Genomic DNA, 14,669 nt, shown 5'->3' on the forward strand with positions numbered 1-14,669 from the left:
ATCAATATTTGGTGCATTCAATCGTATCTATATACCCTTTCGATTCTGCTGCCCAGGCGGCTTAAAATCTCGTTCGCCACCGTGCCGCACCGCGCGGCGATTTGGCCGGCCGTGATCTTCTCCGCCCCGTCTTGTCCGATCAGCGTGACCGCATCCCCTTGCCGGACCCCCTCGATGGAGGTGACGTTCACCGTCAGCTGGTCCATGCAAATGCTGCCGACGATGCGCGCCCGCTGCCCTCGTATAAGCACATAACCGCCATGTTCGGAGAGCGATCTCGGAATCCCGTCGGCGTAGCCGATGGACACGGTGGCGATCCGGATGTCCTGGGAAGGGATGAAGTTCCGCCCGTATCCGACAGGATCGCCGGCTTTCACCTCTTTCACCTGCGTTACGACGGCTTTCAAGGAAAGGACGGGCCGCAAATCGGCCTTCGTCCGCACCTCGTCCCCCTCGCGGCTTAGCAGTCCGTACAACGCGATGCCGGGACGAACCAGATCGCAGCACACCTCCGGGTAATTCAAGATGCCGTAGCTGCTCTGGATATGCACAAGACCCGGATCGATTCCCGCCTCCCTCAGCTGTCCGATCACCAGTTCAAAGCGGCTCAGCTGCTGCTGCGTAAAACGGGTCTCGGCCTGCCCCAAGCTGTCCGACATGGATAAATGGCTGAACGTGCCCGTTACGTGCAGGTGCGAAAACCGGTAACATGCCATCATCGAATCCAGCTCCGGAAAAGGCACGCCCAAACGGTTCATGCCGGTATCGATTTTGACGTGCACGTTCAGCTTTGCTCCATACGCATTCAGCGCCTCGCCGTATTCCCTGCTGACCACGGTTTGGGTCAGGCGGTAGCGGGCAAGCTCGGGGGCGCGCTCCGGAGACGTATAACCCAAAATGAGAATGTCGCCGCGTATCCCGTGCTTGCGCAAGGCGATCCCCTCCCCGATCTCGGCGACGGCAAAATGGGCAACGCCTGCCCCGCTCAGCTCCCGCGCGGATTCAATGCTTCCGTGGCCGTAAGCATTTGCCTTGACGACGGCCATGATCCGGGATTTGGAGGGAAGCACCCGCTGCAATTCAGCCGCGTTATGACTTAGATTGGACAGATTAACCTCCGCCCAAGCCCGATCCCCTAACCTTGCAGCTTCCTTTTTTCTCGCCATCGGCAAGAGCAGCATGAGCAACCGGTCCATGTAAGCCGAGGTCTTCATCGGATGGCCTGCTCCATCCCGGAAACGAGGCTTGTTTCATGTCCCGCTTCGGATGCGCCGCTTGAACCCTGGCATCCATGATAAATCGTGACGACGCATCCGTTGACGTTGTTGCCTGAGATCTCCACCCGGACGCCCGGCTCCGTGCGGATGGCGATCTCTTTTTCTTCCTCCCCGATCTCCACAACATACATTTCGATCAGATGATTTTTGTATTTCTTGAACAAATGCGGCCCTTCGGGCGTAAACTGCCGCATGTATTCGGTATACTCCTCAAGGCACATGCCGTATTGCTCCATGATGACCGCATGCGGTACGCCGACATAACGGAAATGCCAAGGCTCGCAGGCGATGTGGGTCAAGTGTTCTTTTCCTTCCTGGTAGCGCTGGATGAAGCCATGCTCCGCCGCCCTCCGGCGGAACTCCTTATAGACGCCGTGGTCCGGAAACGACGGACAGATGTAGTCCACTCCCGCGTTCAGCTCTCCGACATCGACAGCCAGACCCGTCTGATGTTCGCTTTCCCCCGGCCGCGCAACATAACTGGCCGTGAAAATCGGCCCGTTTTCGACGTAAGACCGGTCATAAATGCGCTGCTGCTCCATGCGCGTCCGATAACCGCTGACGATGCCGATCCGCTCTTTGCCTCCGCATGCCGCGAGCAAGGCATCCAGCTGCCGCAGGCATGTCCGTTCGAGCCGCATCTGCTTTTCTTCCGTGCTGGCCAGCGGTATATCCTGAACCGGCTCCAAATAACCGGAATGGATCGGCTGCCGCAGCGGATGCTCCCTGTTTACCAGCGCCAAAGGCCCGCGGCGGACCATTTTCGGTTGCAGACGAATCAATTGCTTCACCATCATGCTCTTGCCTCCTTGGATAACGCAAGCTGAATCAGCCGGTCCATCAGCTCCGGATATGCGATATGGCTTGCGCGCATCATATTCGGGTATCGGCTGGCCGCCGTAAATCCCGGCATGGTGTTGACCTCGTTAAACACGATGCGGCCGTCGGGGCAGACAAACATGTCCACCCGGGCCAGTCCTGTACAGCCCAATGTGCGGTAAATGAGCTTGGCCGCCTCCCTGATTCTTGCCGCCGTATCCCCTGAAATTCTCGCAGGGAGATGGATCGTGGAGGTGGCGAGGGAATATTTTTCGTCATAATCGAAAAACTCGCCCTGAAGCTCGATTTCGTCGATTTCGGCAATCATCGGATCCGTGTTCCCGAGAACGGCGCAGCCGACCTCGAAACCGGAAACGTTTTGTTCGACGACGACCTTGTTGTCATGCAAAAAGGCTGACCGGATGCCTTCCATCAGCTCCAGCTTGTCGTAAGCTTTGACGATGCCGAAGGACGAGCCGGAACGTGCAGGCTTTACGTATAGCGGAAATCCGAGCTCCTCGGCTTCCTTAACCGCGCTGTATAGATCATCTTCGGCGTAGACGACGATCGATGGGGCCGTATTCACCCCCGCCATCCTCACGAGCTTGCTTGCGATCGACTTGTCCATACATACCGCGGAGGACAACGCATCGCAGCCGACAAACGGAATGCCGGACAGTTCAAGCAGCCCCTGTACCGTGCCGTCTTCGCCGTTTTTGCCATGCAGCACCGGAAACACGACATCGACCGGCGTCACGCGGTATTCCGTGCCGACCAGCTCCACCAGCCCGGCAAGGTCCCGGCTCGGCGGCAGAAATGCCGGAAGGCAGCTGGGATGCTCCTGCCAGCGATCCTCACGGATGCCGTCCGTGCCGCCGCCATAGCGGAACCAAGCCCCTTCTCTCGTTATTCCTACCAAAACCAAATCGTATTGATCCTTGTCCAAATGATCGATCACCGAAGCCGCAGACTGCAGCGATACGCCGTATTCCGTGGAACAGCCGCCAAACAGCACCGCGACCGTCGTTTTCTGCGTCAATTGCATCATGTTCTCCCCCGTTCATTCATCCTGGACATCAGGCCGTACGCCCTTCGCCCGTTTATGATGTTTTTATTGTAGGGGGACGAAATTAAGCGTTTCGAAACGAAAAATAAACGTTGGTAAAGGAAAGCTTAAGAAATATAAAGAAAGGGAGCCGGCTCGAATCACCCGCTCCCGTAAGCTTATTTCTCCCAATAAAAAGGCCCTTTGTTTCTAAGGCGCGCCAGCCCCTCCACGTAAAAATAATCGCCGTAGATCAGCGGCACGCCGACGTTCTGTCCCTGCGGCAGGTTGCCCGTGCCGTGTAAAATCATTCCTTCTTCCTCCGGGTCATCCCACGTTCCGTAGTTCCGGAAGAGGGACTCCAACATCCGGACGGCCGGCTTTCGGTACACAGGCGCCTCCGTTCCGCCCGACAGATCAGCCAGCAGCAGCATTCCGCTGGCCGCGCAGGCACCGGCGGAAGAATCCCTCGGCACATCCTCGCCCGCAGGAGCGCGGAAATCCCAATGCGGCACGCCGTCCTCCGGCAGCCTGGCAAGAAAAAACTGCGCGGCCTTCTGTGCCGCGTGCAGGTAAGCCGCTTTGCCGGTATGATGGTAAGCAAGCGCCAAACCGTAAATCGCCCAGGCGTTGCCGCGGGACCAGGCTGAATTGGCATCGTATCCCTGCCCGCCGATCCCCTCTATAAACGCGCCCGTATCCGGATCGAACCGCACGATATGGTAAATGGAACCGTCCGGGCGGATAAAATGCTCCAGCACCGTGTCCATATGCGCTTCAGCGATATGGCGGTAACGCGGGTCTCCCGTCGCGTTGGAAGCCCAGAACAGCAGCGGCACGTTCATCGCGCAGTCGATGATCGCATATCCGCGGTTATCCTCGCCTTCAAACCACGGATTCCATGCCCGAATGAAGCGGCCTTTCAGGTTGAAGCGCGCCGCCAGGTAGTTCGCCGCTTTCAGCGCACGGATTTTGGAGACGTCCTTGCCCGTCAGCTTATGCGAAGCGACGCTGGTCAGCGTCCACATAAAGCCGAGGTCGTGGTCCAGCCGCGTGAATCCGTCCAGCACTTCGTCAAGCCGATCCTCGCATGCTTCGGCAATCTCCTTGAATTGATCGTCTCCGCCGCCGTTGTACAGGAGCCAAAGCAGCCCCGGCCAGAAGCCGGCCGTCCACCAATAGGGCTGCTCCCGGGTATATTGGCCGCGATGGCTTGCATGCGGAAATGCCGCCCCGATCCGGCCTGCGTTCAACCGGGTTTTGTCCAGCGCCTTCGCCCACGCTTCCTCCAGCCAATCCGGCGTTTTCTCCACTCCCATGTTCATCCCCCAATCCGTTTTGGTTTTACAGAATGACGCCCCCAAAAACTCATCTAAACTGAAAAACAAACGCAAGCCGCTGGTTCCGTTCCGGCTGCAGCACATGAAAATCGATGCCGTACCACGTCTCATATCCCCCAAAATGGTTTGCGAAGCTGCGCTCGGCGACCTCCACCCGGTATAAACCGTGATCAAAGCCGATCCTTAACGAGCGCTTGCCCGCTCCCTTCAGCGTCACGCTGCCGTCCTCGTGAACGTGCGGCTTGATCTGCGTCACGAAGCGTTCCGTAATCGATTCCGGCGGAACCGTAAAACGGAATTCGTCCACCAGCTTCAAGCAGGGCAGATCTCCTTTATCCCACGCCAAATGGCGTTCGAGCGACGCAAGGCCCTGATCCGGGTAAGCCCGGGAAATGTCCATACACAGCCGGTCCTGATCCGGGTTCGCCGCTGCTTCCAGAACAACCGCAACTCTTTCCGCGCCCGGCGCCTGGTAGCTTCCGTTAACAATGGGAACCGAGTGCCCCTGCGAACCGTTGCAATCATACGTATATCGCTCATCCCCGAAATAACCCTTGCGGTATTCCCCTGCGCCAAGATCGCATAAAAAGGCCGTCTCCTCCGCGACCAGCATAAAATGCCCGAGATCGTTATGATTATGCGGTTCGTCGTTGCTCCCGCCTTTGGCGGCAAAGCCGAAGGCGCCGCTGCCGCTCCGATGCCTCGCCACAAGCCACTTCGCATCAGGCAAAAAGAAGCTGCCGCCCTCCCAATCGCCTGCGCCGATCCCGCCCCGTGTCCACAGCAGATTGCGCAGCGCCGGAGCCAAGCGGCTGCAGTGGTCTTCCGTATACGGCGCACGGAGCTTCGCCGGCGGCGGCGTCACGCCGGGAAACCGCTCCGCCAGTTTGTGCGACAGCCCCATATGTACGTAGCTTTGCGCATGGGAATCGGAAAAGTTCGCGACCCGGTCTCCGCACAGGAAGCATTTTTGCTGGAACTCGGCGATTCGCTCCACCTTCTCGAGGGAGAACCAGTTCATCCTTCCACGGCTTCTTGTCAGCAGCAAATCCGCATAATACACGAAATAACCAAATCCGTATTTCCAATACCCGATCCCTTCCAGGCATGCCCCGTCCTCGCCAAAGCCGGACAAATAATGCTCCATGCTTTGCTCCGTCCGGGCCAAAATATCCGCGAGCCTTCGGGCATCCTCCTCCAGCAGTAGCGCAGCCGCCCCTACCGAACCGGCGCAGACCGCCGACCAGTTATGGGTGGCCGTTTCCCAAGCGTACGGACCGTGCTCGAGAAAAGGCGTCAGCACCCGCCCCTCCACCTCGCGCCGGATTCGATCCTGCACGAGCTGCGGTAGCTGCTGTCGCAATAGAACGAAAATTTCGGATAGCGCAAACCCGGTTTCCGCCGCAAACAGGTCGATGTCGTTGTCTGCCAGACGGCCGGGCAGGTGAGCCGGAATACACCAGGTGTACTCATCGCATATGGCCCACAGAATATCCAAGAGGGGGGCTACATATGTCTCCGGGGACCGGAGTGACAGAAGCGCGAACGTGTTCAGCCTCCGGCGCCGTTCGAAATAAGCCCGCTCATACTCCAGCCGCGAGCCCGTCTTCGCGTACAAATCGAACAGCGCATAGGTCAGCTCCGGCGTTCGGGCCTGCAGCAGACGCACCCCTTCCGCCTCGATCTCATCCCATTGTTCCCGCAGCCAATTCGCTCCGGAAAGATAACTCCGCACATCGGCGGCGTTCGGAATTTGGACGTACAGCCGCTCATCGACAGGCGCCATGTTTTCTACGATTCCCCGTAAATCCGTCACTTTCGTGCCCCCTTATTCATCCGCGGTATCCGATCGGCGTCTGCCCCGTATGCAATTTGAACGTTTTGATAAAATAGCTTTGATTGTCATACCCCAGCTGCTCGCAGATATCGCCGACGGTGAAACGGGTTCCGTCCAGCAGCTCTTTCGCCCGTTCCATCTTTTGTTTCGTTACGTATTCGATAAACGTAAGCCCGGTTTCTTTCTTGAACAACCGGCTGAAATAGCTCGGATTCAGGTGCAGATGCTCCGCCACTTCATCCAAGGTGATCCTGCTGCCGAGCCTCAGCGCCACGTATTTGCAGGCCTCGGTCACTTCCGGCCGTACGGATCCGGCCTGGGCACCGGCAAGGGATTCCAAATGCCCGATCAACCAGCCGCGAAGATCATGAAGGGAATCAAGGTCGGCTGCTTCTTTATGCAGCATGTCCGCGGTGTTGGACGGCGTCAGATGGGGAATCGCATGCAGCTTCAGCTTCACGTCGAGCAGGAGCTTCAGCGTCCAGTCTTTGACGGTCTCGGCAGGATATTTCTCCCGGCGGATCCGTTCCATCCACCCGTCGACCAGCTTGCGGAACTGCTCCGAATTTTTTCGCAAAAGCGCGTCCCGAAACCCGGAACAGGCCTCATCATAATAAGCGAACAAATGGTTGTCATGGGGTTTCTCCGCTGTCCGGGCTTTCTTCGCGATTTCGCCCCGTTCCAGGTAAAAACGCTGTTCCCGGCCTTCCAGCAGTTCGTTCAGCTCCTGCTTCAGTTCTGCGGGACCGGGGCTGCAGCCGCCGCAAATAAAAGACATCGAAATCTTCAAGACGCGCATGACAGTCTCCCGAATCATCCGCAGGCAAGCCGCAGCTTCATCATGAATATTCACCTTCAAACCAGGCCGGTACGAAAACAGCAGCAGCGAAGTGCGCACGTCATAGCTTACATGCAGGCCGGAAAGCGGACCGTCCCGCAGCATTTCGTTCATGACGTTGCCGATCGCAAATTGCAGCGTCTGGTCCGAGGCAAACCGGTATTTCACCTGACGGTAATCCTCCACGAAGCCGATGACGGGCAAACACGACTCCCCTTGCTTGAACAAGCCGTATTCCTCCGTTTCCCGCCGCCATTTTTCCGGAGCAAGCAGCGGCTGATGAATGAGATTTTTGAAACATCGCTCCTTGCGCAGTTCCCGGGTTTCGTCCATGAGATGCTTCAGCCGCGAATGCTCCCAGCCCGCCCGGCGTTCGCCGTCCATCATCTGCTTGAAGCGGTTCATCAGCCGGTTTAGCTCCTGCGGATCCAATACGTCTTTGATCAAATAATCCTGCACGTTCAGGCGCACCGCTTGCTGCGCATATTGGAACTCGCTGTGGCAGGACAAAATGACGACCTTCAGTTCCGGTTTGATTTCCTTGATTCTGGCGATGAGCTCCAGTCCGTTCATGCGGGGCATGCCGATGTCGGTAATCAGCACGTCCGGAGGCTGCTTCCGCGCTACCTCCCATGCCTCTTCCCCGTTCTCATAGGCTCCCGACAGCGTAAAACCGTGTCCATCCCAATCAATCGTCTCGGACAGCAGCTCGATGACGGGGTAATCGTCATCCACCAGCATCGCTTGATACATCCCGGAATCCCTCCCTAAACGGTATATGCATTTCTATGACCGTGCCTCTGCCAAGGCTGCTGAACACGTCGGCCCGAAAAGCTTCCCCGAAAAGCAGCCGCATCCGTTCCGCCACGTTTTCGAGGCCGATCCCGGAAAAATTGCCGCTGGTTTCCCGATCCGGCGCCGTCTCCCGGTTCCGCAGCTTGCCCTGGAGGCGGATGCGCTCGGCTTCCGTCATGCCTTGGCCGTTATCCTCGATCGACAGCTTGACGAATCCCGCTTCGGCCTTGGCCCGGACGGCAATTTCTCCGTTTTTCTGCATCAGCCCGTGAATGATCGCATTTTCCACGATCGGCTGCAGCACGAAACGCGGGACTTTGATTAGAAAAGCTTCGGGGTCCATGTCCGTCACAAGCTTGACTTCCGCCTTTTGCCTCATGTTCATTAGTGCCACATAATGAGAGACGAGATCGATTTCTTCATGCAGGGAGATTTCGTCCTCATGGCGGCTGATCGTCATCCGCAGCAGGATGGACAACGATCCGATCATTTTGGCGCTTTCCGGGTCGCCGCGCCGCATGACGTTCATCCGGATCGAATTAAGCACGTTAAACAGAAAATGCGGATTGATTTGGGCTTGGAGCATTTTTAGCTCGGCCTTTCTTTTTCGTGCCTGCGTCTCCGATATTTCGTTGATCATGTCCTTGACGCGGTCCAGCATTTGGTCGAACAGAAGCCCAAGGCGCCCGATTTCGTCATTGCCGCGCACGCCGGAACGCACGAGCAGATTGCCCCGCTGTACCGCCGAGGTCACCTTCCCGAGCCGGACGAGCGGTTTCGTAAACGCCCGGATCAGCGCAACGAACAGCAATGTGAATGCCACAAATGAAATCAACTGAAAGAGAAATACTCTGTTAAAAATCGAACTAATGTCGACGATGGCGTCCTGATAAGGCTGAACAAGCACCAGCCTCCAGCCCGTAAACAGCACGTTCCGCTGGGAGACAAGATGCTTTTGCCCGCCGATCGTCCGGATCGACGTCGATTTCCGGCTGCCGTCCCCATCGGCATACGGGAACACGGTTCCCACCTGTTTGGGATCGGTGCTGGAGATAATGACGCCATTCCCATCCAGAAGCAGCACTCTCTGATCGGCGGACAAGTCGCCATAGATTTGATGCAGCTGGTCTTCCATCATCGTCACCACGACGTATCCGTAAATCTCCGTGCCGTCAAGGCGCAGCGTCCGGGCCACGGAAATTTGGTACGGATGGTCGAATTTGTCGTAGTTGTACGCGGTTGGCTCCGGGCCGATCCAATAGGATTCCACGCCGTTCAGTTCCTTCAAGCGCTCAAACCAGGGCGCTTTTAATATGTTCAAGGGATTGTAATCGCTTACGGAATAATTCATGAAATAGGACCCGTTCGACAGAAGGACCGTCACATAGCTTTTTTCCCCGGCAGCCGTCAAGCTGTCGAGCTGTTCCAGCACCCGGTTCCATTCCGTAAACTTCTCGTATTCGGTGCCTTCGTCGTTTCCGGAAGCGACCAGCTTGAAATACGATTTGAGCCCGGAATTGATTTGAATGTAGTTGGCGATGTTCAGCATGCTCTTCAGGCGGTTGCTCACGGAGCCGTGTACCAGCATCAGCGAATCCTCCACGTTGGCGATGGCCTGCTTTTTGACGGCTTGCTGCGTCAGCGAGTTGTAGATCAAAAGCGTCAGCGATGCCGGAACGAGGACGCAAACGACCATCGCCAATATCAGCTTGCGGCGGATCGACACCGGCGCCAGTCCCCGGATGAGTTTCATCAAGGCGCTCCCCCCAAATATGCAAAAGCGGGGGCGGGAAAGCGCCCCCTTTTCGGGTTATTATATCTTATTTTTTGTTGGAGTCGATGATTTTTTGGACCCGTTCCTGCGCGCTTTTCACGGTCGCGTCGATGTCCTGCTTGCCGAGGATCAGCTTTTCGTATTCTTCGTTGATCGCCTTGTACACTTCGCTTTGATAGGTTGCCGGAGGAATGATGGCCGAAGCTTTGGACGCGATCAGCGTATCTACCAGTGCTTTTTTGTCGACCTTCTCCGGATTTTTCGTGCCGGACAGAATCGTGTCGATGATGCCCGCCACTTGGTCATTGGTCACCTTGCTCCATGCCGGAATGTTTTTCCCCTGCACGACTTGTCCGTCCGTCGTATACCAGCGGACGAATTTGTAGGCTTCCTCTTTATGCTTCGATTTGGCCGCCACCGCAACATAGTCCGTCGTCACGGGTGTCAGACCCTTTTCGTCCCCGGGGTTGTTTTTCGGAAAAGGCGCCACGGTGACGTTGAAGTTGAGCGGTACCTTTTCGGTGCCGCCAAGCTCCGTGTTCATCCAGCTGCCGATCAGCAGCATGCTTGCCGATTGATTAAAAAACTGCGTCCGGTAAGCCAGCTTCTGCGAAATCATGTCGGTGTAAGGCACCGAGGACTGGTCTTCTTTTTCCATTTTCATGCGCAGCTCCAGCGTTGCCTTGAAGTTGGGATCGTCCAAATTGGAGGTGCCGTCGGCCTTCAAAAATTCGGAGTTTTGCGGCTGGTTCTCCATTTTCAGCTTCAAAAATTCCATCCAGCCTCCGCCCTGAGGGCCGTGGAAGTAAGTGCCGTAACGTTTTTGGGCCCCTTCGCCTTTGGTCAGCTTTTTGGCGTAGTCCGCAAAATCGTCCCAAGTCCAATCGGTCGGAACGGCAAGTCCGGCTTCATCCAAATGGTCTTTGTTCAGGATGACGTACCATGGGTTGAATTTACCGGGCAAAGCGTATACTTTGTCGCCCAAGTGAGTGTCGACCTTATAGTCCTCTTCCACCTTGAATCCGTCTTTGGCAATGTAGTCGTCGAGCGGTTCCGCCATGCCGAGGGCGACGCGCTGGGCGTAACCGGCCGCGTCGCTGAACATGAGGATGTCCATCTGGGCCGAAGAGGCGGCTTCCAGATCCAGCTTTTTCATCGCCTCCTGCGTATCGCCTTTTTCGCTCAGCTGCACCAACTCGATCTTCACGCCCGGGTTCTTTTCTTCGTAAGCCTGCAGCGTTTTGTTCCAGTTATACGCTTCTTCCGTGCCGTACGTATAGAGACGGAGATTCACCTTGTCGGTCCCTTCCGTCTTCTCTCCCGCCGCCTTTTGATCCGGTTCGGTCCCGGTTTCCGCCGTGTTCGAACCGCCTCCCCCGCAGCCTGCAAGCAGTCCAAGCAGCAGCATGCCGGAAACGGCTCCGGCCCACACTTTTTTTCTCATGCCAGATAACCCTCCTTTATGGTCAGGATGTTGCAAAACTCCACCTGGTCGTCCCGGGGTGCAATCAAACTCGGTCTCAACCGACTCGGATCCGCTGTGATCTTGCCCCAAGCCGCTTCGTGAGTTTTTGCAAACCCTTTGGTGCAGCGCTTTCATATACCTTTATTATAAATTCGGCTTTTTTCCGGCAATGGAACTATATTGACCGGTTTTTCAACTATTTTGACTTTTTGGCCCTATCCTTTGACCCCGCCCAGAGCGATGCCCGCAATGACGTTTTTCTGGCCGATGATAAACACGATCAGCAAAGGCAAAATCGCCGAAACGGCCGCCGCCATGATCAAGGAGTAAAATTCTCCGCTCAAGGACGTAAATTTTTGCATCGCCAGCGGCAAAGTGAACAGCTTGTCGGTCCGGAGGAAAATAAGCGGATTCTGATAGTCGTTCCACGTCCAGATGAACCGCAAGATCGCGTAGGTCGCCACTGCCGGCTTCACGAGCGGAAGGGCGATCGACCGGAAAATGCGCGCATGCCCGGCGCCGTCCATTTTGGCCGACTCGATGTAGTCCTGATGCAGTCCCATAAAAAACTGCCGCAGCATAAAAGTGCCGAGCACGCTGAAGCTGCCGAGGATGATCATCCCGATATGGCTGTCGAACAGCCCGATATTGCGGTACAAAATAAACTGCGGAATGAGAATCGCCTGACCCGGGATCATGTAGGTCACAAGCACGATCATAAACAACCAGGAGCTTGCCGCAAATTGGATTTTGGAAAAACCGTAAGCGGCCAATGCTGAGACCGTACATGAGGTGAGCGTGGTGAGCACGCTGATTTTGATGGAATTCCAGTAATACAGGTAAAACGGATAATCGCCGAACCAGACCTCCTTGTAATTGGCGACGGCATTCCATTGCCTCGGAAACCACTGGATCGGATAAGTGAAAACGTCCGTCTCCATTTTGAAGGAAGTGACAAGCATCCAGACGAAAGGCAGAAGAAACAGGATGCTTCCCGCAAACATAAGCACGGTGACGACGGCTCGGCTCCACGAAAACTCGCGAGATGTTGGCATAACCTTTCTCCTTCCCTAGTAATTGACCCATTTTTTCTGGACGGCCCATTGGCCGAGCGTAATCAGCAGCACGAAAGCGAACAACACGCCGGCGATGGATGAGGCATAGCCGACCTTCAAATTAATAAAAGCCGTGTCGTACAAATACCACACCATCATCGTCGTCGACCCGATCGGACCGCCTTGCGTCATCACCGCGATAATGTCGAACACTTTGAACGTCGAGATGATGCCCGTCACCAGCAAAAAAAACGAGGTCGAAGAAAGGAGCGGAAACGTGATCCTACGGAACTTCGTCCAGCCGTTCGCGCCGTCGATATCCGCGGCTTCGTACAAATCCTTCGGGATCGACTGCAGCCCGGCGATGTAAATGATCATGTTAAATCCGATCGAAATCCACACCGAAATCATCATGATCGAAATGAGGGCGTAGTTCGGGTCGGCGATCCACTGGGGCGGATTCGCGATGCCGATCGATTTCAGCAGCTCATTGATCGGCCCGTAGGAAGGCTGGAACAGCACCTGCCATACGACTGCGACCGCAACGGTCATCGAAATGTAGGGAACAAAATAAGCAACCTTAAAATATCCCTTAAAATACACGTAGCGGTCGATGAGTATGGCCAAAACCATGGAAATCAGCATATAAACGGGCACCGTCAGCAGAAAAACGACGTTGTTCAGCACCGACTTTTTGAACATATCGTCCTGCAGCAGGCTTTTGAAATTATCCAGACCAACCCACCGAATCCCGTCCCAGCCCTGCACGAAATTCCAATCGGCAAATCCGAGGACCAACGTCGCGATGATCGGGATCAGCACCATAACGGTGACGCCGATCAGCATCGGGCTGACGAATAAAAAACCGGAAATCGTTTCACTGCGCCGCAGCGTGCGGAATTTGCGTCCCCGGACGGGAAGAGGCCTTGGGTCCGCAAGCATTTCCCTCGTTTGATCCAATGCTTTACACCTCGCATTCCTGATAGATTCAACTTTTTCCTTGTACATTAAGTATAAAAAAACACCGCCCTTCACTTTGACGGTATTTTGATCAGATTCGCTCCGATTTTGACTTTTCTTAAATGAGGATTTTGCAAAAATCCAAGGACGACTATCAATCAGCAATATATAGAGCGAAACGGTTTAATTCGTCTATAAATTGTACCCGAGAGCGGCCGGAATCGAATTGTGCAAATCCTGAAATGAAAAAGGGATGACCCCGGCAACACGAAGCGAAGAAGAATGTTCACACAACCTCCCGATGCTCCATAATAAGCGCTAAGCCGCCATATTTCGCCACGCAAGCCTGGGAAAAAGGGGCTAATCGCTCTTATGATCCATAGTTCTAGCGAATTAGACTTTTTTCTTGACTATTAAATCAGGCGGATTTAATATATTGGTAGATTATAGATTTATGAACCATCCAAAAAAAATGATAAAGGCAAACCCATTGAAAAATGGGGACGCAAAGCTACAGGGGCTAACGCGATTCTTCGCCATGCCAGCCAGTTACCGACATAAGACAGCGTCATTTACGGTGCACTCAGCCCTTCTTATTTCGGTAAGAAGGGCTTTTTGGCGCTTGATGACGCCCAGGCAGATACATATGTTCAACTCCGTATTGAAAAAAGGCAAACCCATTGAAAAATGGGGGCGCAAAGCTTTAGGAGCTAACGCGATTTACCGTCGCCATGCTAGCCAGCTACCAATATCTAGCCTCGTATCCTCGCGGATCGCAGGCTATGGAGGAATGTTCGGGATGAAATGGACAAAGCAAATACTCGCTCTGCTTATTATTTTCACATTGGCGGGCGCGTTCCTAAAAACCGAGGCCGCCTATGCGCAAGAATCGGTCGTAAACCAGCTGGTCGTCCTTCCGACGGGCAATTATAATTCGAAAGAAGCCAAGGCCATGATGGGCCGTCTGGAGAGAATTCCCGCATCCGTTCTCAAAGCATTAAACGATAAAGGGGTCAAAATCATTCTGACGAACGACGCCATCACGAACGTACCCGAGCTCAGCTATTTGAAAGGGAAAACCCCAAGAGGCTGGGAAGGAACGGGGTTAACCTGGGATGACGTGCCTGGCGTCAGCGAGAAAAACGTCGTCGTCCGGATCGGTTACAGCAAAAAAGGCGAAGGACATAACTCGTTTAATCTCGAAATCCATGAAACGATGCATGCCGTGGACCGTTTCGTTTTTGGCAACGCCAGCCAAAGCCAGGAATTTAAAAATATCTTTAATCAAGAAGCCGCTGCCGAATACGGCAACGACGGCTACTTTTCGGCTTATTCCGAAGAATACTTTGCGGAAGCGGCCAGCATGTATGTATATAACGAAACCATGCGCAGCGAGCTGAAAGCAAACGCGCCGTTAACCTATCAATATTTGGACAAGCTGTTTAATCAATAAAGCAAAAGACC

Annotated in this window: 11 protein-coding genes and 2 riboswitches; of the genes, 1 reads left to right on the plus strand and 10 read right to left on the minus strand. The window is 55.0% G+C overall.

Annotated features, from left to right (window positions below):
* Window positions 1-17: 17 nt before the first annotated feature.
* The 10 genes from vanT to GQY55_RS07170 all read right to left on the minus strand — a co-directional run bounded on the left by vanT (window position 18) and on the right by GQY55_RS07170 (window position 13,187).
* On the minus strand, window positions 18-1,214 hold the full coding sequence (gene vanT, locus GQY55_RS07125; protein ID WP_160039592.1) for a serine racemase VanT catalytic subunit: 1,197 nt from the start codon (window positions 1,212-1,214) through the stop codon (window positions 18-20).
* Window positions 1,211-2,074, minus strand: a complete 864-nt coding sequence (locus GQY55_RS07130; protein ID WP_236575465.1) for a D-alanyl-D-alanine carboxypeptidase family protein — start codon at window positions 2,072-2,074, stop codon at window positions 1,211-1,213. Before GQY55_RS07130 ends, vanT begins: the two co-directional genes overlap by 4 nt.
* Window positions 2,071-3,141: a D-alanine--D-serine ligase VanG gene (gene vanG / locus GQY55_RS07135; protein ID WP_160039864.1), complete on the minus strand. Its 1,071-nt coding sequence runs from the start codon at window positions 3,139-3,141 to the stop codon at window positions 2,071-2,073. Before vanG ends, GQY55_RS07130 begins: the two co-directional genes overlap by 4 nt.
* Window positions 3,142-3,320: 179 nt before the next feature.
* Window positions 3,321-4,460 (minus strand): glycoside hydrolase family 88 protein, encoded by a 1,140-nt coding sequence (locus GQY55_RS07140; RefSeq protein ID WP_201452105.1) that lies wholly within the window; start codon window positions 4,458-4,460, stop codon window positions 3,321-3,323.
* A gap of 49 nt (window positions 4,461-4,509) precedes the next feature.
* On the minus strand, window positions 4,510-6,297 hold the full coding sequence (locus GQY55_RS07145) for a heparinase II/III family protein (protein ID WP_236575466.1): 1,788 nt from the start codon (window positions 6,295-6,297) through the stop codon (window positions 4,510-4,512).
* Between the two features lie 16 nt (window positions 6,298-6,313).
* On the minus strand, window positions 6,314-7,909 hold the full coding sequence (locus tag GQY55_RS07150; RefSeq protein WP_160039596.1) for an AraC family transcriptional regulator: 1,596 nt from the start codon (window positions 7,907-7,909) through the stop codon (window positions 6,314-6,316).
* Entirely contained in the window at window positions 7,884-9,704 is a 1,821-nt protein-coding gene (locus tag GQY55_RS07155) for a cache domain-containing sensor histidine kinase (protein ID WP_160039598.1), read from the minus strand. Before GQY55_RS07155 ends, GQY55_RS07150 begins: the two co-directional genes overlap by 26 nt.
* A gap of 67 nt (window positions 9,705-9,771) precedes the next feature.
* A complete protein-coding gene (locus tag GQY55_RS07160) occupies window positions 9,772-11,169 on the minus strand; it encodes an ABC transporter substrate-binding protein (RefSeq protein ID WP_160039600.1) in 1,398 nt (465 codons plus the stop codon).
* Between the two features lie 236 nt (window positions 11,170-11,405).
* Window positions 11,406-12,245: a carbohydrate ABC transporter permease gene (locus GQY55_RS07165; RefSeq protein WP_160039602.1), complete on the minus strand. Its 840-nt coding sequence runs from the start codon at window positions 12,243-12,245 to the stop codon at window positions 11,406-11,408.
* A 15-nt stretch (window positions 12,246-12,260) separates the two neighbouring features.
* Window positions 12,261-13,187 (minus strand): carbohydrate ABC transporter permease, encoded by a 927-nt coding sequence (locus GQY55_RS07170; RefSeq protein WP_160039868.1) that lies wholly within the window; start codon window positions 13,185-13,187, stop codon window positions 12,261-12,263.
* A gap of 488 nt (window positions 13,188-13,675) precedes the next feature.
* Window positions 13,676-13,762, plus strand: a riboswitch (cyclic di-GMP riboswitch).
* 103 nt (window positions 13,763-13,865) lie between these two features.
* Window positions 13,866-13,955, plus strand: a riboswitch (cyclic di-GMP riboswitch).
* Window positions 13,956-14,004: 49 nt separating this feature from the next.
* Here GQY55_RS07170 and GQY55_RS07175 point away from each other — a divergent pair.
* Window positions 14,005-14,658: an anthrax toxin lethal factor-related metalloendopeptidase gene (locus tag GQY55_RS07175; protein ID WP_160039604.1), complete on the plus strand. Its 654-nt coding sequence runs from the start codon at window positions 14,005-14,007 to the stop codon at window positions 14,656-14,658.
* Window positions 14,659-14,669 lie beyond the last annotated feature (11 nt).

Source organism: Paenibacillus sp. USDA918EY, assembly GCF_009870825.1.
Classification (GTDB): Bacteria; Bacillota; Bacilli; order Paenibacillales; family Paenibacillaceae; genus Paenibacillus_AQ; species Paenibacillus_AQ albilobatus.

Coding starts and splice junctions, on each gene's coding strand:
- vanT (WP_160039592.1), bottom strand. CDS start 1,214: ATGAAGACCTCGGCTTACATGGACCGGTTGCTCATGCTGCTCTTGCCG.
- GQY55_RS07130 (WP_236575465.1), bottom strand. CDS start 2,074: ATGATGGTGAAGCAATTGATTCGTCTGCAACCGAAAATGGTCCGCCGC.
- vanG (WP_160039864.1), bottom strand. CDS start 3,141: ATGCAATTGACGCAGAAAACGACGGTCGCGGTGCTGTTTGGCGGCTGT.
- GQY55_RS07140 (WP_201452105.1), bottom strand. CDS start 4,460: ATGGGAGTGGAGAAAACGCCGGATTGGCTGGAGGAAGCGTGGGCGAAG.
- GQY55_RS07150 (WP_160039596.1), bottom strand. CDS start 7,909: ATGTATCAAGCGATGCTGGTGGATGACGATTACCCCGTCATCGAGCTG.
- GQY55_RS07155 (WP_160039598.1), bottom strand. CDS start 9,704: ATGAAACTCATCCGGGGACTGGCGCCGGTGTCGATCCGCCGCAAGCTG.
- GQY55_RS07160 (WP_160039600.1), bottom strand. CDS start 11,169: ATGAGAAAAAAAGTGTGGGCCGGAGCCGTTTCCGGCATGCTGCTGCTT.
- GQY55_RS07165 (WP_160039602.1), bottom strand. CDS start 12,245: ATGCCAACATCTCGCGAGTTTTCGTGGAGCCGAGCCGTCGTCACCGTG.
- GQY55_RS07170 (WP_160039868.1), bottom strand. CDS start 13,187: ATGCTTGCGGACCCAAGGCCTCTTCCCGTCCGGGGACGCAAATTCCGC.
- GQY55_RS07175 (WP_160039604.1), top strand. CDS start 14,005: ATGAAATGGACAAAGCAAATACTCGCTCTGCTTATTATTTTCACATTG.